This is a genomic window from Vibrio ulleungensis, from assembly GCF_016900875.1.
GTDB classification, from domain to species: Bacteria; Pseudomonadota; Gammaproteobacteria; order Enterobacterales; family Vibrionaceae; genus Vibrio; species Vibrio ulleungensis.
The window spans coordinates 166,983-186,188 of sequence record NZ_JAFEUM010000005.1; the positions used below are offsets into that span (position 1 = coordinate 166,983).

Here is a 19,206-nt window from a genome sequence, read left to right on the forward strand (position 1 = left end):
AAAATAGGGGGCGTTAGAAATCAAATCGTAACGCTGATTGTTGTGAGAGTGCGCACAACTAAAGACATATGATGGAAAAGTGAAGAAAAAGTAATCGATGTAATATTTTTCATCATAAAATCAGTGCCTTATATGCCTTGATGATTATAATAAAGTACGATCCCCCCCTACTCCCCCTTGTGAAATTGAATTTAACTATCTGAATTTTAGTAATAATTTACGACTTAACTTTCAATTGTTATTGTTAAGAGTACAATATTGGTAGTGCTCAAGGAGTGGATGCACATTGTGCTTCCCACTCACTACTTTGGAGTGAGTGAACGTAATTATGAAAGGTAATTAGTTTTATCTTTAGCTTCGTGCTTGCCCTAACTTTTAGGGTGTTAACTCTCTGTAACTTTGGACTTCCTTGAGCACTACCTAACAAGGAGAATAAAGTGCTTTCTGATAGTATTTGGTGGACTCGACAATCACGTATAAAAACCGAAAGACGGCTTCTAAATAATGCTTTTCATTCCCAATTAATACTGCTTTGGTATTCATTTTATTCTGTAGCTATATCAATTTATTATCTAAATAGTACTCCAGATGCTACGTCTAACAAATATTGGTTAATATATTCAATTTTGGTTCTTGTCGTTTCAGTATACATAAATGGATTCTCATTTAAAGAAAGGGCAAGTTTAATTAAAGAGAATTACGAGGAATTGAAAGCCTTATGGATTGAAGCGAAAGCGATTGAGAAAAATGACGGTGAACTGAAAGATATTAGTTCTAGATATGAAAAGAGTTTAAGTAGTTGCGAAAATCACCACCCTTCAGATTATCTTGATGCTTTGTTTTCTGCATACATATCAGCTATAGATAAAAGTAAGATTAAACCTAACCCAACGAGAATACAGATTTTAAAAGCCATTGTTAATAGGATTAAACGATTTTCAATGCTTTCTGCTTTTTATTTTCTACCAATTGCCATCACACTGTTCTTAAATTTCGATTTTATCACTAGGAACTGTTTAAAATGAAACCAATAAAGCAACAGTTTGAATCTTACTTTTCTGCTGATAATTTATCTAGGATTTTCCAAGAGATTATAGTTTATTCTGGAGGGACTGGTATTGATAATATAAATCAATATACCTTTCGAAAGCAACAAGATGAACAAATTGAAATTATTTCAAGAAAAATGATATCTGGAAATTATTCTTTTGCTAAGTATAAACTTAGTCTAATTAGCAAGGGGAGAGGTAAAGTCCCTAGAGAAATATCTATACCCACTGTAAGAGATAGAATCGCACTGCGTGCTATGTGCGATTTTTTACAAGAGCGTTTTAAAAGCAGTGTTAATTTTGAACTACCACAGTCAGTAGTTAGAAAAATAAAGGAAGATATAGCCAGTGATAGATATTCAGGTGTTGTGAAGTTAGATATTTCTAACTTTTATCCATCTATTGATCACAAGCTGTTGGAGCTACAGTTAAATAAAAGATTACGCCAGCATCAAGACATTAAAAGTGTTATATACTCTGCTGTTACGGCACCAACAGTGAATATGTCGTCCCGTGATGATAAACCAAATATTGAAGGTGTACCTCAAGGGCTTTCAATCTCTAATATTCTTGCGGCTATATATCTTCAAGACTTAGATAAATTCCTTCAAAAAATGGAAAATGTTAAGTGCTATAGATATGTAGATGATATTCTTATACTGTGTGATGTTGATGAAGCAGAAAGAATATCTAAGAAAGTCATAACTAAATTTTCCACATATAATCTAAATATACATTGCCCAATTGAAATGCCTCACAAGTCTATGATAGGGAGCCTAAATAATGACTTTGATTACTTGGGTTATTTGTTTAAGGGACAAGTTGTTACTGTTAAAAATAGTAGCATAGAAAGGCTAAAAGCGTCATTAGTTAGTCTGTTTACAAGCTATAAGTATTCTGAAAAGAAGAGTGAGGCTTTTTTAAATTGGCGAGTTAATATTCGAGTGACAGGATGTGTGTTTGAAAATAAAAACAAAGGTTGGCTTTTCTTCTACTCCCAGATTAATGATGAAGAATTACTTCATAAGTTGGATCATTTTGTATACAAGTTGTGTAGTCGTTTTGATGTCAACATAAAGCCTAAAAAGTTTGTAAGAGCGTTTAAAGAAATATCTCATAGAAAGCATTCGACTCCATATGTGCCAAATTTTGATGAATTTACTTTGGAAGACATGGGGAGAGTTCTTTCTGTATATTTTGGTTATAACTTAAAAGGAATGCGAGAAGATCAAATTAAATATGCATTTCATAAAAAAATAAGTCGACAAGTTAAGGATTTAGAAGCAGATATTAAAGATGCTTCTGTCAGTGGCTAGATAAGTTTCAATGACGTTTGATAGAATATCCACTGGCTCAGTAGACACTAGTTTGTTGTGATTTTCATACTTGGGGGTAATTCATCAATTGTTAATTTAGCAAGCTCACTCACACATTTATGTCTAAAACTACGCTACAGCTACTTTTTTCAAGATTACGTTTAGCCACTTTTCCGTGCGGTTTGCACGAAGGTCCTCGGTAACCCAATCTTCTACATTTTTTAGCTCAGGAAAAAGAGCAAGCAAATTTGCTAGCCTAATTTGATTCATATCGGTAAAAAGTCGGCCATCTTTGATTCGTTGCGTTTCTCCAAACTTGAAAGATAGGTACCAGTAGCCACCTTCTTTTAGAGAAGCAATGAGCTTCTTGAATATCATTGGAAGATCGGTTTCAGGTACGTGTAAAAGGGATGCACAGCACCACAATCCATCGTACTTGTTCGTTTCCGTTATGTCCTCAAAGTAGCACTGTTGGACTGGTAGCCCAGTAAGCTCTGCTGCAAGCTTGACCATATTGGAAGATGCATCAATAGCACTAACATTGAACCCTGCGTTCTTTAAGTACAATGAATCCCTACCAGAACCGCAGCCAGCGTCGAGAATGTGCCCTTTGGCTGGCAAGTATTTCAAAAATCTATCATAAATAGAGCTAACATCGACGTTAACGGTATCTTCATAAAATCTCTGAGCGTTATCTTGGTAGAATTGAATTGTCATTAGAAGGTGAGTACTCCGCGAATCTTTGGTTTCCATTCATGAATAAGCTCTGTCTTGGCTATCTGGTATTGCTGTTGTAAAAAGCTTACTCTTTGCTGCTCGTTTTTTCCTGTCTGTTGAATTAACGTTTCTCGTAGTGGCAAATGACTATTAATAAAATATTCATTGCGTCGATGTAGTCTCGCCAATAAGGAAATATCAGGAACTTTTGAAGATTTGCCACCGATACCCCGATTACACTCTCCACATGACAAAACAAGATTCCAAACGCCATTCACGTTGCTGATTGTGTCATTCAGCCTCCAAGGGAAAAAATGGTCAACATCGGCTAGTCTAGAAGACCCTGATTCGACACTAACTGGAGTATGGCAGTAAAAACAGTGTCCTTTTTGATATCCATTTAAGCTGTCTCTACAGCTTGTGATATCAACTCTACGGGCTTTGCTTGAAGTGTAGAGTGTCTTGGCTACATCATCATAATGTACCGATATGAGGCTTCGTGAGACACCCAATCGCCAACCTTCCTCTACAAGCCGCCAGCGCGCTTCAGTTTCAATAGAAAAATTTTTGTATTGCTCAGACTCCGTTAGCTCAAAAAAGTTGTCAGTGAGTCGTATACCCTTATTCAGCTTTCTTTCATCTATAAAGAACTGCTTCTCTATGCTTTCTCGATTAACAGTGTGAAATGCAGTAATTACGTTGTTGAATCCTCGCTTAACAGTTTCATCGATTAATTGGTCTTGTGAGATTTCGTTGTTGTTGAACTGATTACAGGCTTTCAAAAACTGACTAGATTTTGCTGTGATTTGCTTAGGGGAATGTTTCAAGTGTTCACACAAGTTACGGCTAAAGGGCACCGCAAGCTCTTGCAGGGAGACTAAATCATCCGGCCTCTTGTCTAGCTCGTAAAGTGATTTTGCCAATGCAAATTTATAGGAGGCAACATTATTACCGAAAAGGATAATTGAGCGCCAATAGTTCTCTAATGAGGGATCTACCTTGTAGAACTCCATGCCTAAACCTTCTAGAAATGTGAGTCTTTATTTAAACCGCTATCGAAGAGTTTGTAAATGAGTACGGTGGGTAGTCGTGGCGTTCTGCGTACAAATATTTTGCTATAAATATGCTATAAATACATTTCAATGAAAAAGGCCTGAGAACGAAAAACGCTCTCAGGCCTTATGCAATATGGTGGCCCCTCACAGACTTGAACTGTGGACCTAACGATTATGAGTCGTGCGCTCTAACCAACTGAGCTAAGGGGCCGAATAGGTGAACGATTATAGGGGATGCATCTCAGGCTGTCTAGAGAGCAGTAGGGGGATTTGCGCTTAGTTTTTATCCACTTAGACTGGCAGAGACAAAAAAGGTGAGCCTAAGCTCACCTTTTATACACTTTTACATCAAACGATTACTCGTCTAAGAAGCTGCGCAGGGTTTCTGAGCGGCTTGGGTGACGAAGTTTACGCAATGCTTTGGCTTCGATCTGACGGATACGCTCACGAGTAACGTCGAACTGCTTGCCCACTTCCTCTAGGGTGTGGTCAGTGTTCATGTCGATACCAAAACGCATGCGAAGTACTTTCGCTTCACGTGGTGTTAGTCCAGCAAGAACGTCTTTAGTCGCGACTTTTAGACTGGTCGATGTTGCAGAGTCTAAAGGAAGCTCTAGAGTCGTATCTTCGATGAAATCACCTAGATGCGAATCTTCGTCATCACCGATTGGTGTCTCCATAGAGATAGGCTCTTTTGCGATCTTCAATACCTTACGGATCTTGTCTTCAGGCATTTGCATGCGCTCAGCAAGTTCTTCTGGTAGTGGTTCACGGCCCATTTCTTGTAGCATTTGACGAGAAATACGGTTCAGCTTGTTGATGGTCTCGATCATGTGAACAGGAATACGAATAGTACGTGCCTGGTCTGCAATTGAACGAGTGATCGCTTGACGGATCCACCACGTAGCGTAAGTCGAGAATTTGTAACCACGACGGTACTCAAACTTATCAACCGCTTTCATCAAACCGATGTTACCTTCTTGGATAAGATCCAAGAATTGTAGTCCACGGTTGGTGTACTTCTTCGCAATCGAGATAACCAGACGTAAGTTCGCTTCAACCATCTCTTTCTTCGCGCGGCGAGCTTTCGCTTCACCAATCGACATGCGACGGCTGATCTCTTTAATGTTTTGAACGGTTAAAGAGGTCTCTTCTTCAATCTGCTTTAGCTTCTGAATGCTGCGACGAATTTCTTCTTCGTTACGTTTGATCTTCGGAATGTACGAAGAGCCAGACGCTAGAACGATATCAAACCAAGCTTGGTTTGATTCGCTGCCCGTAAACAGCTGAATAAATTCTTTCTTTGGCATTCCACCGTATTCGACGGTTTGACGCATGATCAAACGCTCTTGAGTACGAACGCGATCCATAGAAGTGCGCAATTCGTTAACCAAGTGGTCGAACTGTTTCGGTGTTAGACGGAATTCGCTAAAGATCTCCAAAAGCTCTGTATTGGCTTTTTGGTAGTCTGCGCCTTCACGGCCTTTTTCGTTGATGACCAGCTGAAGATCTTGGTATGAGTTACGAAGCGAGGTGAACTTCTCTAGAGCAAGCTCTGGATCAATACCGGTATCTTCTTCTTCGTCATCTTCGTCGTCGTCGCTGTCGTCAGCGTCTTCGTCTTTTAAGTCGTTCTCAGCCAGCTCTGAACCTACGTGTGTTGCGGTAGGTGCAGCTGTTTCGTCATCGTTAGGGTCAACAAAACCGTTGATCACGTCAGTTAGACGCATCTCTTCAGCTTGTACTTTGTCGAACTGCTCTAAGATGTAAGGAATGGTACCAGGGTATTCAGCAACAGAGCGCTGTACTTGGTTAATTCCGTCTTCAATACGTTTTGCAATGTCGATTTCGCCTTCGCGAGTCAACAGCTCAACCGTACCCATTTCACGCATATACATACGCACAGGGTCGGTAGTACGGCCAATTTCGCTCTCTACACTTGAAAGTGCAGCGGCAGCCGCTTCTACTGCTTCCTCGTCGACAACGGCATCGTCATCGTTGATAGACATGTCATCTTCTTCAGGGGCGCTTTCCACCACCTTGATGCCCATGTCGTTGATCATCTGAATGATATCTTCTACTTGTTCCGAATCTACGATTTCGGCAGGTAGGTGATCGTTAACTTCTGCGTATGTCAGATAGCCTTGCTCCTTGCCTTTTATAACAAGTTGCTTCAGCTGTGACTGCGGATTTTGATCCATAGACGGTATCCAACTTTAGGTCTGGTAAAGAATTATAGTTTGCGAAATGCAGACCGCTCATTATAGCAAAATATCACTTGACGCGCCATTCGATAGGGATTCATGCCTTTAAGTCTAGCATCAATGCGACTAGCTCCCTTTTTTCATCGACTGATAAGCCGACACTTCTCTCTTTGGCTTGCAAGTTTTCTATTTGCTTTTCAACGCATTGGGCGAATATTTTGTCCAATGAATCGATAAATATTGTTTGTTCGTTGTCTTCGTCGAGTGGGATATCCCACGCCGCTAATCGAAACAACAAAGACTCATGTTTTGTTCCGCGCCAATTCTCAAGTAACTGACCAGTGGTGATATTGGGGGTATTTACACAAATATCAACCACTTCGCACAATAAACTTAATCCAGGCACGGTTAGATCACGAACAGCATCAAGATTCGGGACCAATTCGATGAACGAAGGGTGCTGAAGTAGCAACGCTATCACTTCTCGCATTGGGGTGCGTTTTATCTCTTGATGAGGTCGTGGAATTGTCGACTTTTTCTCGCTCGGTTGAGCCATTTGATTCAACTGGCGCTGATCAAAAATACCGATGCGCTCCCCAAGCCGTTTGGTGAGTTGCTGTCTTAACGCATCGGATGGGATTTTACCAATGAGTGGCTTGGCCAGTGCCGCGAGTTTTGCCTTGCCTTCTTCGTTACCTGAGTCAACTTGGGTGAGCAAATTATCGAACAGATATTCCGAAACTGGGGTCGCAGAAGCAATTTGCGCCTCAAACTCTTGTTTTCCATGTTTACGGATGTACGAATCTGGATCTTCACCATCGGGCAAAAACATGAATTTTAAGGTGTTGCCATCTTTCAGATAGCTCAGCGCATTTTCTAATGCTCGCCAAGCAGCCTCTCGGCCAGCGCGATCACCATCATAACAACAGACGACAGTATTGGTTTGTCTAAACAGCAGCTGTAGGTGATCGCCGGTGGTGGACGTGCCTAGTGACGCAACCGCATAGTCAACATCAAACTGAGCAAGTGCCACGACATCCATATACCCCTCAACAACAAGCACTTCACGCGGCTCGCGGTGCGCTTGCAGTACTTCGTACAATCCATACAGCTCTTTGCCTTTATGGAAAATAGGAGTTTCTGGTGAGTTGAGGTATTTGGGCGTACCATCGCCAATCACACGACCGCCAAAGCCAATGACGCGTCCACGTCGATCGCGAATAGGGAACATCACTCGACCACGGAAACGGTCATAGCGGTTGCCCTGATCGTTTTCTATGAGCATGCCGCCACTGACTAACATCTCTTGAGTCGCCGGTTGCTGGCCAAAGTTCTTGCGAACGGAGTCCCACTCGTCTGCGACCCAACCAATGCCAAACTTTTTCACCACCTCACCTGAAAGACCGCGATCTTTTAGGTAGTCGATGGCTATTTTGCCACTGGCTTGGCTGAGTTGGCTGCGATAGTAGTTAGAGATGGAGCCCAGCAAATCATACAGTGAACGTTTCTGCTCACTGTTGGCGGTAGGACCTTTTTGAAAGTTTCCAGAACGCTCTTCTCGAGGGACTTCGACACCGGAAAAAGAGGCGAGTTCTTCGATGGCTTCAACAAAGTCTAGTCGTTCATACTCCATAAGAAAATCAATGGCATTACCATGCACACCACACCCAAAACAGTGATAAAACTGTTTTTCTTGGCTTACGCTAAAGGAGGGGGTTTTTTCGTTATGGAATGGGCAGCACGCGCCGTGGTTCTTACCTTTTTTCTTTAGTTTTACGCGAGGGTCGATGATATCGACAATATCTACGCGATTTAGGAGGTCATCGATAAAGCTACGTGGAATATGGCCAGCCATGACTTTAAGGTTGTCTCCGTAAAATTTTCACTAGAAATAAGGACATTAGATACAAAACAAGCCGTGCATTCTTAGAATAGCACGGCTTGTTCTAAACCGGGGTGGGGTTAGCCAAGTTTTGAGCGAACGAGTCCGCTGACTTTCCCCATATCTGCGCGTCCTTGAATCTGTGGCTTCAATACGCCCATTACTTTGCCCATGTCTTGCATGCCCGCAGCACCAGATTCGGCAATCGCAGCTTCAATAAGCGCGCCCACTTCATCATCGCTAAGCGGTTGAGGCATAAAATCCTCTAGCACAGCAATTTCGGCCAGTTCAACATCAGCAAGATCAGTACGATTTGCTTGTTGAAATTGAGCGACAGAATCTCGACGTTGTTTAACCATTTTTACTAAAACAGCAGTAATGTCGTCGTCCGTTAGCGTAATACGCTCGTCGACTTCACGTTGCTTAATAGCAGATAGAGCTAAACGAATTGTGCCAAGGCGCGGTTTGTCCTTGGCTTTCATCGCAGATTTTTGCTCTTCTTTGAGTCTTTCAATAAGAGCCATCATCAAACCTCAGTGACTAAACGTCAGTTTGTTGATTAGTAAAGACGAACGCGACGTGCGTTTTCGCGAGCAAGCTTCTTAGCGTGACGCTTTTGAGCTGCTGCTTTAGCGCGTTTGCGAACGGTAGTTGGTTTCTCGTAGTGCTCACGACGACGCACTTCAGAAAGGATACCTGCTTTTTCGCAAGAGCGCTTGAAACGACGTAGTGCAACGTCGAACGGTTCGTTTTCACGTACTTTAACTACTGGCATATGCCTTTCACCTCAGGGGTTATTCGTTTGTGCTGACGATTCATGTTGCTCAACATTGAGCGAGAAAGTGTCAGCTAGATCAAAAATGGTGCGGAATTTTAATCCGAACAGAGGGGCTTTGTAAAGCATTTGGTGCGAGAAAATCAGCAATATTTGTTTGGTCGAGGATTAACAGGTAAGATTCGCCAAAGTTTTTAGTAATTTGGATTCACCATGCGCATTTTAGGTATCGAAACCTCCTGTGACGAAACGGGCGTCGCAATCTATGACGACCAGCAAGGGCTATTGTCTCACCAGCTGTATAGCCAAATCAAGCTGCACGCAGACTACGGCGGTGTCGTGCCTGAGCTTGCTTCTCGTGACCACGTTAAAAAAACCTTACCTCTGATTCGCGAAGCGTTAAAAGAAGCAGGTTTAACCAAGGACGATATTGATGGCGTGGCCTATACCGCAGGTCCAGGCTTGGTGGGTGCGCTGCTCGTGGGCGCAACCATAGGTCGCAGTTTGGCGTTCGCTTGGGATGTTCCGGCAGTACCTGTTCATCACATGGAAGGGCACTTGTTGGCCCCTATGTTGGAAGATAATCCTCCTCCGTTTCCCTTTATAGCGCTGTTGGTGTCTGGTGGACACACTATGATTGTGGAAGTGAAAAATATTGGTGACTACACCATCTTAGGTGAGTCCATTGATGACGCCGCGGGTGAAGCGTTTGATAAAACCGCCAAGTTAATGGGGCTCGATTACCCAGGTGGGCCATTACTCTCTCGCCTTGCCGAGAAAGGGACACCTGGTCGCTTTAAGTTTCCTCGCCCAATGACCGACAGACCTGGGCTTGATATGAGCTTTTCCGGTCTTAAAACCTTTGCAGCTAATACTATTTCAGCTAACGACGACAGCGAACAGACTCGCGCTGATATTGCGCACGCATTTCAAGAAGCAGTGTGTGCGACATTGGTGATCAAGTGTAAACGCGCTCTTCAACAAACTGGGCTAAAACGCGTGGTTATTGCTGGTGGTGTAAGCGCGAACAAACAGTTAAGAATTGAGCTTGAAACGTTAGCCAATAAAATCGGTGGCGACGTCTATTATCCGCGTACAGAGTTTTGTACCGATAATGGAGCAATGATTGCGTACGCAGGTATGCAGCGCCTCAAAAATGGCGATACAGCGCCGTTGTCGGTTAAGGCGATGCCGCGCTGGCCTATTGACCAGTTAACGCCCGTGAAGGAAGAGGCGAGAAGCTAGAGGCGAGAAACAAGCGAAAGCGCTACATGGGTTAGCGCTTTCCTACTTTGGGCTCGGTGCCTTCAAATAGTCTTTTAATGTTGTCTTGATGTCGCCAGATGATCAGGCAGCACAACATAGCCACAGGCATGGTGTACTGAGGTTTGATTAAGTAAGTATAAAACGGTGCCAGCAGCGCCGCGATAATCGCCGCAAGCGATGAAAATCGAAAAATGAACGCTGCAACTAACCAAGTCCCCATTAGCATTGCTGTTAAATCGAGACCAATAGGCGCAATCGCCCCAATGGCCGTCGCTACGCCTTTCCCGCCATCAAAATGAAAAAATATAGGGTAAATATGTCCTAAGCACGCTGCTATGCCAATCACGCCCAAGAAGAATGGGGTGATGTTCAAGTAGTACGCAAGCCAAACCGGTATGGTCCCTTTTAGCATGTCGCACAGTAATACCAGCGCCGCTGGCGTCTTTCCTCCTAGACGGTACACATTGGTTGCGCCAGGATTTCCCGAGCCCGATTTACGAGGGTCAGGAAGAGCAAACACACGACAAATCAACACTGCACTCGAGATCGAGCCTAGCAAGTAGGAAAAAACGATCATGATTAGTGTCAGTGCGGACATACGCTTCCTTACATTTTGTCTAGATGATTGAGTATGTTTAGGTTCAAGGTGTAGTATATTACGCCATCGCGACATGTTGAGGAATCCGACCTCAAAAATCGTCTTTTTATTAGGAATTGTTATGGATTCGGTATTTATACAGCAACTGGAAGTCATTACCACCATTGGTGTTTACGATTGGGAGCAGACCATTAAGCAAAAATTGGTGCTCGACATTGAAATGGCGCACGACAATGCACCAGCAGGAAAAAGTGATGATGTGAGTGATGCATTGGACTATTTCTCGGTGTCTCAAGCGGTGATCCAGCATATCGAATCGGGGCAGTTTTTATTGGTTGAGCGTGTGGCTGAAGAAGTTGCCGAGTTGATCCGTACTCAATTCTCAGTGCCTTGGGTGAAAATCAAACTGACCAAGCCAGGAGCGGTTGCACAGGCTGCTGGTGTGGGTGTTGTGATTACTCGAGGTGAGCGTTGAATCGTGTCTATTTAGGGCTCGGCAGCAATATAGAGCCTCTAAAGCATTGTGTTCAAGCGATTGCAGCAATCAAGGCTGTTAGCTCTGAGGTCCGATGCTCTGCAGCCTATCAAAGTGACGCCGTTGGTTTTGACGGGCCAAGGTTTGTGAATCTTGTGGTCGAAATGGAGACTGAGCTATCGCTTGAGCAAGTTGCAACGTTTTGTCGCGAGCTTGAGTTTACGCTAGGCCGACCTGCACTGGCCGAAAAGAACCAAAATCGAACCATCGATATTGATATTCTGCTATTTAACGACCTAATTTCTAATAATCCCTCAATACCGAGGACGGATATTCATCAGTTTGCGTTTGTGCTGTTGCCTATGTATGAGTTAGCTCCGAACTTGGTCATTCCAGGTACGGTGACCTCCATCTCTCAATTATGGGAACAACGACAGCATCAATTATTGGTACAACAACCTATTACTCCCATTCAACTGGATTGCTAAATGAGTTACTTCGAAGCCTTTTTCTTAGCCTTAATTCAAGGCCTGACTGAATTTTTGCCCATTTCAAGTTCTGCTCACCTCATCCTGCCCTCAGCGGTTTTAGGCTGGGATGATCAAGGTCTTGCGTTTGATGTGGCCGTGCACGTTGGTACGTTAGCGGCGGTGGTGATTTACTTTAGAAACGAAGTGGTGACGCTACTGCGCGCGTTCTTCGAGTCTGTGTTTAAGAAAGAACATACTAAAGAATCTAAACTTGCTTGGATGATCATTTTAGCGACCATTCCAGCAGGGTTAGCGGGACTGTTCCTAAATGATTTGATTGAGCTGTACCTTCGCAGCGCGTACGTGATTGCCATTACGACTATCGTCTTTGGCTTACTGCTTTGGTATGCCGACAAAAATGCTCCGCAAAACCAAGATGAGTATCAAACCACATGGAAACAGGCGCTAATATGCGGTCTTGCGCAAGCGATGGCGATGATTCCAGGAACCTCTCGTTCTGGAGCTACTATTACCGCTGCTTTATATCTTGGGTTTACCCGCGAAGCCGCCGCTCGGTTCTCATTTTTGATGTCGATTCCAATCATCTTTTTAGCGGGTGCTTACTTAGGCTCTAAGTTGGTCGCAAGTGGTGAAGCGGTCGCGTGGGGCCCTATTGCACTGGGGATCTTGGTGTCTTTTATCAGCGCTTATCTGTGTATTCACTTTTTCCTAAAATTGATCTCTCGAATGGGTATGACGCCATTTGTGATTTATCGATTAGCTCTGGGTATTGGTCTATTTGCATTTTTGACCATGCAATAGAGGCTTAGCAGGAAATAAAAAAGCAGCTTTGGTGTAAACCAGCTGCTTTTTTTGTGTCGCTATTGAGTCTTTAGCGATCGGGGTTCAATGCTTTTCTGACCGCTTCTAGTCTGCGCCTATCCAGTTCTTGTCGAATGTCTGCCCCTTGAAATCCTGCCTCAATGATTGGTGGAATGCTCACACTTTGGGCGGCTTTAAATGCCTGTTCAAATCGACTCTTTTGTGGATAAGGTTGGATTTCTAGCCCTAATCGGCCCTGATGGTCTGCTTTGCATACCAGCAAAACATGCTCAAGGGCTTCAGGTTTTCGCCATACATCTATTTGAGTCAAAACCTTGATAAACGTTTCTGGCCTGAGTTCCATCGCGCGATGGATATTGGTGTGCTGTTTGCAACTCACCATAGCTAACTGTTTGAACTTATTGGGCACTTTGAGTCTTTCACACAAATCTTTAATCAGCGCTACACCGGTTTGCGCGTGCATTTTATGGCTGGGCCACTCTTCTTTGGGAGTGATCCCTTTGCCTAGGTCATGCACTTGAGCGGCAAAGCGAACTTGCACATTGTCAGTTAACTCAGCAGCTTGCTTTGCGACCATCAATGTATGAATGCCGGTGTCAATTTCTGGGTGCCATTTTTCTGGTTGTGGCACTCCAAATAACACATCGATCTCTGGAATCAGTGCATGCAAGGCTCCGCAATCTCGCAGTACTTCTAAAAAGCGCTGAGGTGAATGTGTAGAAAGCGATTTGTGCCACTCATTCCATACACGCTCGGGCGTCAGTGTTTTCAGTTCACCGCTTTGGGCAATCTCTTTCATCAACTGCTGGGTTTCTGCTGCGATAGTAAAACCAAGGTGGTCGAGTTTGGCGGCAAAGCGAGCGACACGAAGTACGCGAAGCGGGTCTTCGCTGAATGCCTCAGAGACATGTCTTAATACACGATTGTTAAGGTCCTGCTCGCCACCGTACGGGTCGTAGCGTTTTCCTAGGCTGTCTTGGGCAATGGCATTGATGGTGAGGTCTCTACGTTGGAGATCCTCTTCTAACGTCACATCGGGGGCAAAGTGACACTCAAAGCCAGTGTAGCCTTGCCCGCTTTTGCGCTCAGTACGCGCTAGTGCATACTCTTGTGATGTTTTGGGGTGCAGGAATACCGGGAAGTCTTTACCCACGGCTTGATAGCCTGCTTTTAGCATCTCTTCTGGCGTCGCACCTACCACCACATAATCTTGGTCATAGTTGTCAATGCCGAGCAATTGATCGCGTACTGCGCCGCCCACGAGGTAGACGGTTCCTACTTGTGCCATTTGTTATGTTCCCAAAAAAAGTGTGCCGACCTTTACTTTCTAGCGTGCAATGATACTTTGCCTCTACTGATATGTGAATGATAACTGTGAACAACGCCTTCTATGTACTTGTCTCATTTTGGCCTAAATGAAGAGCCATTTTCAATTGTCCCCAATCCGCAGTTTCTCTATTTAAGTGAGCGACACAAAGAAGCGATCGCTCATATTAAGTCGGGTATTGCGGCGGGAGGCGGTTTTGCCATGTTAACGGGCGAAGTTGGCACCGGTAAAACCTTGGTCTGCAAATCGGTACTGGAAGATCTATCAGAGCATACTCAAGTTGCACTTATCGTAAATCCTAAGTTGTCTGAGCACGACTTGCTATTAAGTATTTGCGAGCAATTTTCGTGTCCAATCGATGTGAACAGACCTCTGGTCGAGCAGTTAAAGCAGCACTTAACCGAACTGTTTGAAGGCGGTATTCAGCCACTTCTAGTCGTAGACGAAGCTCATCACTTGTCGGTGCTTGCGTTGGAGCAACTAAGGCTGCTGACAAATTTTGAAATTGGCCCTCATAAACTGCTTAAAGTGTGGCTTATTGGGCAACCAGAGCTTCAGCAGCGTCTACAAACCGCAGAGTTACGTCAACTCGCGCAGCGCATCACTGGCCGTTATCATTTGCTGGCCCTGCAACCTCATGAAGTCGAAGCCTACATTCAACACCGGTTGACCAAAGCGGGCGCAAATCAGCCAATCCTGATGGCGACGCAAACCAAACAAATTGCGAAAGCGGCTCAGGTGCCACGGCTCATAAATTTGATTGCTGACAAATCCTTACAGCTCGCTTATATGGCAGGAGCGACTCAAGTCAGCAAGCCCTATGTCGCAGAAGCGATAGAATCTGTGATGTTGCATCAATACCAACATCCGCCCACTACAGGCCGACAGTGGCCACTTAAAGCGGTTACTGCGGCAGTTGTCGCAGCCTGCGCAGTCACCGCGTGGTGGTGGTATCAACCATTAGCCACTATTCAGTCTACGAACAATAGTGCAAGCCAAAGCGATGTAACTGCGACTCAATTACCCATAGAACCCGTTGAGCTAGTGGCAACGACTGTGTCTGAGAATGAGCAGACTAGCAATCAAGAGATTGCTCCAGAGTTGCCGGAGCCTCAAGAGCGGTTAAGTGAATCGTTTGACGTTGTGAGCGATGCACAAACCAGTGTTGTCACCGAGGTTTTGACCCCTGACTGGTTGGTGGATGTTGATCCTCGCTTTAATAGTGAAATCATCGCCATGCAGCGGCTGTTTCAGCTGTGGGGATATCAAGCGTCAATTATGGCATCAAGCTGCTCGCAGGTGCCTTTACCATTTCGATGCGTAGTAAATCAAGGGAGTTGGGAGCAAGTCGTGCAGACCCAACGGCCAGTCATTTTGACATTACGTCATGATGATCAGCTGAAGTATGGGGTTGTGTATGCCATTCATAATGATGCGGTAGATATATTGTTTGATGAGGCTCGCCTTCGAGTAAAGAAAGAGTGGATTGAGCAATACTGGGAAGGGGATTTCATTGAACTTTGGTATAGCGCCTTGCAGGCACCGCTGAAACAAGGTCAGCAAAGTGAGCAAATACAAGTTCTTGAGGATCAAGTTTCGCTGGCGTTAAGCGAGCCGACCAGACTGAATAATAGCTTTGATTCTATACTGGCCAACAAAGTAAAAGCCTTCCAATTATGGAAAGGTCTGGACGTGGATGGTGTGGTTGGCAATCAGACGCTTAAAGCTCTGGATAAAGCCGCCAATAGTGCAGCGCCGTCGACGCGCATTATCCCCGTTGATTCAGACATTATGGTTGAGGATAAAGCGTTAAAGCTTATGCTACCGACACTTGCTTCGTTAGCTAGCTTGTCTGTGTCTGAGGCGCAGTCAGCGGTACAGTTTGACACCTCTGACCGCGTGACGCCGCAGCCGGTAGTTATTCCTGCTCAGCCAGATGGCAGTGAACACTTTGATCTTAAAGAGCTTAACCTGGATGAACTTGATCCCGACATTGCCAGGATGGTCGCCAACGCTATTGAGAACACACCAGAAGTGAGCTCGGAAGCCTTGCCTTCGGCGCCGTCGAGCGAAAGAGTTAAGATAGAGAGCGCCGATCCGCAACTCACTGAGCGTCTTCCTACAATGGACTTTCAAACTCATATGTACGCCAGTGACCCTCAAAAACGATGGGTTAAGGTCAATGGTCAAGAGTTGCAACAAGGCGAGTGGCTAGACCAAGAAGTGAAGGTCGTTGAGATTGCCCCACGATATGTGGTGATCGAGTTCGATGGGCAGCAGATAGAGTTTCCAGCCCTGTTTGAGTGGCGTTAGCCACACTAAGTAAAATCCAGCACTCCTAGTAACGAACCAAAAAATAAGGCTTGCCGATTGGCAAGCCTTATTTACGTATTCAATGTGTCACTTAATTAGCCTAGGATATTACGCCCAGCCGTTTGGTGATTTTTTTCTGCGTGGTAGCACATGTGGCAAAATCAAACCCAACAGCAAACCACCACCCGCTACACCACCACCATACATGAAGTACTTAAGCAGTAGATCCTCTTTTTGAGTGTCTAGCTTAGCGGTAAGGTTTCTTACTTCAGTTTGTGCCGCAGTGAGCTTTTGGCTGATCTCAGAGTAGTTCTGTTCCATCTCGGCAATTTGAGTATTGCGCGCTTCGAGAGAACTGATTAACCCTGCCTGCTCTTGATCGGCGGTATTACGCGCTTTCTCAAGCTCAGTTTTTACCGTTGCGAGCTCAGACTCAATGCGTGGTAGGCGAACGGCCATACTTTCTTGTTGAGAAACAAACTTAGACTCAACCCAGCCTTTACGGCCACGACTGTCTTGAATTTGGGTATATCCAGTACCGTTATTGTTGCTAATGAATGTGACTTTATCACCAGCATTCACACTGCCAATAATACGGTAGGTGTTATTGGGGCCAGCGTGCATGTATGTAAAAAGCTTGTCGGCGATAAAATACTGCTGAGCAAAAGCAGAAGGAAGTGCAAGTAAGAGGGCTAGCAGTACAAAAAATTGTTTTTTCACAATCGATCCTTGTTAATGATAGGCGCGAGCGTCGATTTCTCTTTTCAAATAGTAAGAATATTTTGCTGGCGCTGCAACAAAATAGGGAGACAAAGCTCCCTATTTCTGATGTTGCATCTAATTTTTGACACAAGTTTTACATTAAGAGACAAAAGCCAGCATGCAGTAGTAGAAGATTACCGCCAAACCAGCACCGGCTGGTAGCGTAACCACCCAAGACGCGACAATATTTCGTACCACGCCAAGGTTAAGTGCAGCAATACCGCGAGCAAAACCAACACCTAGCACAGCACCCACTAGCGTTTGTGTTGTCGAGATAGGAAGGCCTGTACCAGAGGCCAGAACTACCGTAGAGGCAGTCGCTAGCTGTGCAGCAAAGCCGCGGCTTGGTGTTAGTTCAGTGATACCAGTACCAACGGTTGCCATTACTTTATGACCCAAAGTGGCCAAACCAACAACGATACCAATACCACCTAGTGGCAAGATCCACCAAGCGATACGCGTTTTATCCATGATCTCACCAGCGTTTTCAACTGTTGAAACAATCGCAGAAAGTGGACCGATGGCGTTAGCAACATCGTTAGAGCCGTGGGCGAAAGCCATAGCACACGCCGTGATTACCATTAGTGTACTAAAAATGCTTTCAACGCCTTCAAAGCTATGGTCATCTTCACGGTTGGCAAAACGGCGGTTGATGTACAGGTAGCCACATAGCATCACTAGTCCAGAAACTGCAGCAGACCAGAACCACGCTTCGCCATTGCTTAGCTCAAGTCCAACGTGTTTTAGACCTTTTGTGATTGTCACCAAAGAGATGATGATCGTGGTCATGAACATGTAAACAGGCACAAAACGCTTTGCATTAATCAGTGGGTTATCGGTATCGAAAATGAGGCGTTGTGCGCTCACGAAGATAATATAGGCGAAAAAGCCCGATATCAGAGGGGTAATTATCCAGCTCCCTACGATGCCTTGCACTGAACCCCAATCTACCGCTTCTGTGCCTACAGCAACACAAGCAAAACCGATGATTGCACCGATGATTGAGTGTGTAGTAGAAACAGGCCAGCCCATGAAAGAAGCAAGCAATAACCATGTACCCGCGGCCAATAAGGCAGACATCATGCCGTAGACCAATATGTCTGGTTTATCGATAAACAACGTTGTATCGATAACGCCTTTACGGATAGTGTCGGTTACTTCACCACCGGCCAAGTAAGCGCCAGCGAATTCAAAAATCATTGCGATGATAATCGCTTGTTTCACGGTCAGAGCTTTAGAACCGACCGAGGTTCCCATAGCGTTAGCTACGTCGTTTGCACCAATACCGATTGCCATTAAGAAGCCGAAAAGGGCAGCAATCATAATGAGCGTGGTGCCGTGGTTTGCAATGATATCCATTGTCATTCCTACAATTTATTCAAATTACTTAGCGCCGCAGTTCGCGCAGCGCTTTAAAAAACTAAGTGCGAGATAGCATAAGCTCTAAGCGTGAACCAACACGTTGAGCTTGATCGGCAATGCCGCCTACCCACTCTAATGTCTTGTATAAGAACATCACGTCGATTGGGTTAAGCTCGGCTTCTTGCTTAAGCAGTTGCTGGCGAAGTTCGATCTGCATGCTGTCGGTGTCGTCTTCAATCAAATCCAATTGATGGATCATCTCTTCAACCAAAGAAACTTCACGGCCTTTGAAGCCTGTTTCAAGTAGCTCATCAAACTCATTAATTACTTTTTGAGCTTGCTGCGCAGCATCTAAACAACGTTGAAGATAAGCGTTAAAGCCATCTTGCATGTTTTGAGGAATTTGCAATTGACGACCAAGTACACGACCTGAGATGTCTTTTGCTATGTTGGCGAGTTTGTCCTGTTGAGTTAGTAGGTCGAGCATGTCGCTACGATCAACGGGTAAAAATAGCCCACGGGGCAGTGAAAGTCGGATTTCACGCTTCAGTACATCGGCTTCCTTTTCCAGGTGAGAAATTTGCGCGCGTATTTCTGCGGCTTTTTCCCAGTCTCCTTGTGCACATACTTCGAAGAAGGTTAATAGGTGCGAACAGCACTCATTGACACAAACCACATGCTTTTGCAGCGGTTGGATAGGGGATTTTGCGAATAACCCCATGATGGTATTTACTGGCATGGTATACAAACCTTTTAATTGAACCTAACTGTCTAACTCTAATAGTAGGTGAA

At 44.6% G+C, this 19,206-nt stretch carries 18 protein-coding genes and 1 tRNA gene; 7 read left to right on the forward strand and 12 right to left on the reverse strand.

Going from position 1 to position 19,206, the window contains the following annotated elements:
- Nucleotides 1-437 precede the first annotated feature (437 nt).
- Entirely contained in the window at nt 438-1,025 is a 588-nt protein-coding gene (locus JQC93_RS13515; protein ID WP_205158957.1) for an SLATT domain-containing protein, read from the forward strand.
- Nucleotides 1,022-2,365 (forward strand): reverse transcriptase/maturase family protein, encoded by a 1,344-nt coding sequence (locus JQC93_RS13520; RefSeq protein ID WP_205158958.1) that lies wholly within the window; start codon nt 1,022-1,024, stop codon nt 2,363-2,365. Before JQC93_RS13515 ends, JQC93_RS13520 begins: the two co-directional genes overlap by 4 nt.
- Before the next feature lie 129 nt (nt 2,366-2,494).
- Here JQC93_RS13520 and JQC93_RS13525 read toward each other — a convergent pair whose 3' ends face one another.
- The 7 genes from JQC93_RS13525 to rpsU form a co-directional block, all read right to left on the reverse strand.
- Nucleotides 2,495-3,082, reverse strand: coding sequence for a class I SAM-dependent methyltransferase (locus JQC93_RS13525; RefSeq protein ID WP_205158959.1), 588 nt, complete (start codon nt 3,080-3,082; stop codon nt 2,495-2,497).
- Nucleotides 3,082-4,095 carry an HNH endonuclease family protein gene (locus JQC93_RS13530; protein ID WP_205158960.1) on the reverse strand — a complete coding sequence of 338 codons (1,014 nt, stop codon included), beginning with the start codon at nt 4,093-4,095 and terminating at the stop codon, nt 3,082-3,084. Before JQC93_RS13530 ends, JQC93_RS13525 begins: the two co-directional genes overlap by 1 nt.
- Nucleotides 4,096-4,271: 176 nt before the next feature.
- A tRNA-Ile gene (locus JQC93_RS13535) sits at nt 4,272-4,348 on the reverse strand.
- Nucleotides 4,349-4,493: 145 nt separating this feature from the next.
- Nucleotides 4,494-6,338, reverse strand: a complete 1,845-nt coding sequence (gene rpoD / locus JQC93_RS13540) for an RNA polymerase sigma factor RpoD (RefSeq protein ID WP_205158961.1) — start codon at nt 6,336-6,338, stop codon at nt 4,494-4,496.
- Nucleotides 6,339-6,438: 100 nt separating this feature from the next.
- On the reverse strand, nt 6,439-8,196 hold the full coding sequence (gene dnaG, locus JQC93_RS13545) for a DNA primase (protein WP_205158962.1): 1,758 nt from the start codon (nt 8,194-8,196) through the stop codon (nt 6,439-6,441).
- A 107-nt stretch (nt 8,197-8,303) separates the two neighbouring features.
- Nucleotides 8,304-8,747: a GatB/YqeY domain-containing protein gene (locus tag JQC93_RS13550; RefSeq protein ID WP_205158963.1), complete on the reverse strand. Its 444-nt coding sequence runs from the start codon at nt 8,745-8,747 to the stop codon at nt 8,304-8,306.
- Nucleotides 8,748-8,782: 35 nt separating this feature from the next.
- Nucleotides 8,783-8,998: a 30S ribosomal protein S21 gene (rpsU, locus tag JQC93_RS13555; protein ID WP_001145625.1), complete on the reverse strand. Its 216-nt coding sequence runs from the start codon at nt 8,996-8,998 to the stop codon at nt 8,783-8,785.
- 213 nt (nt 8,999-9,211) lie between these two features.
- Here rpsU and tsaD point away from each other — a divergent pair, with 213 nt between their 5' ends.
- Nucleotides 9,212-10,243 carry a tRNA (adenosine(37)-N6)-threonylcarbamoyltransferase complex transferase subunit TsaD gene (tsaD, locus tag JQC93_RS13560; RefSeq protein WP_205158964.1) on the forward strand — a complete coding sequence of 344 codons (1,032 nt, stop codon included), beginning with the start codon at nt 9,212-9,214 and terminating at the stop codon, nt 10,241-10,243.
- 31 nt (nt 10,244-10,274) lie between these two features.
- On the opposite strand, the gene plsY is transcribed toward tsaD, so the two are convergent.
- Nucleotides 10,275-10,862, reverse strand: coding sequence for a glycerol-3-phosphate 1-O-acyltransferase PlsY (plsY, locus tag JQC93_RS13565; protein ID WP_205158965.1), 588 nt, complete (start codon nt 10,860-10,862; stop codon nt 10,275-10,277).
- Between the two features lie 121 nt (nt 10,863-10,983).
- Between plsY and folB the strand changes: the two genes are divergently transcribed.
- Genes folB through JQC93_RS13580 form a run of 3 tightly spaced genes read left to right on the forward strand, consistent with a single transcriptional unit; the run spans nt 10,984 to nt 12,629 of the window.
- On the forward strand, nt 10,984-11,337 hold the full coding sequence (gene folB / locus JQC93_RS13570; protein ID WP_205158966.1) for a dihydroneopterin aldolase: 354 nt from the start codon (nt 10,984-10,986) through the stop codon (nt 11,335-11,337).
- On the forward strand, nt 11,334-11,825 hold the full coding sequence (gene folK / locus JQC93_RS13575; RefSeq protein WP_205158967.1) for a 2-amino-4-hydroxy-6-hydroxymethyldihydropteridine diphosphokinase: 492 nt from the start codon (nt 11,334-11,336) through the stop codon (nt 11,823-11,825). The genes folB and folK overlap by 4 nt, the downstream gene beginning before the upstream one ends.
- Nucleotides 11,826-12,629, forward strand: coding sequence for an undecaprenyl-diphosphate phosphatase (locus JQC93_RS13580; RefSeq protein ID WP_205158968.1), 804 nt, complete (start codon nt 11,826-11,828; stop codon nt 12,627-12,629).
- Nucleotides 12,630-12,699: 70 nt separating this feature from the next.
- Here JQC93_RS13580 and JQC93_RS13585 read toward each other — a convergent pair whose 3' ends face one another.
- Nucleotides 12,700-13,938: a multifunctional CCA addition/repair protein gene (locus JQC93_RS13585; protein ID WP_205158969.1), complete on the reverse strand. Its 1,239-nt coding sequence runs from the start codon at nt 13,936-13,938 to the stop codon at nt 12,700-12,702.
- A 102-nt stretch (nt 13,939-14,040) separates the two neighbouring features.
- Between JQC93_RS13585 and JQC93_RS13590 the strand changes: the two genes are divergently transcribed.
- Nucleotides 14,041-16,290, forward strand: a complete 2,250-nt coding sequence (locus JQC93_RS13590; protein ID WP_205158970.1) for an AAA family ATPase — start codon at nt 14,041-14,043, stop codon at nt 16,288-16,290.
- Nucleotides 16,291-16,398: 108 nt separating this feature from the next.
- On the opposite strand, the gene JQC93_RS13595 is transcribed toward JQC93_RS13590, so the two are convergent.
- The 3 genes from JQC93_RS13595 to JQC93_RS13605 form a co-directional block, all read right to left on the reverse strand.
- Nucleotides 16,399-17,010 (reverse strand): TIGR04211 family SH3 domain-containing protein, encoded by a 612-nt coding sequence (locus tag JQC93_RS13595; RefSeq protein ID WP_205158971.1) that lies wholly within the window; start codon nt 17,008-17,010, stop codon nt 16,399-16,401.
- Nucleotides 17,011-17,151: 141 nt separating this feature from the next.
- On the reverse strand, nt 17,152-18,411 hold the full coding sequence (locus JQC93_RS13600) for an inorganic phosphate transporter (protein ID WP_205158972.1): 1,260 nt from the start codon (nt 18,409-18,411) through the stop codon (nt 17,152-17,154).
- A 61-nt stretch (nt 18,412-18,472) separates the two neighbouring features.
- Nucleotides 18,473-19,153: a TIGR00153 family protein gene (locus tag JQC93_RS13605; protein WP_205158973.1), complete on the reverse strand. Its 681-nt coding sequence runs from the start codon at nt 19,151-19,153 to the stop codon at nt 18,473-18,475.
- Nucleotides 19,154-19,206: the final 53 nt, after the last annotated feature.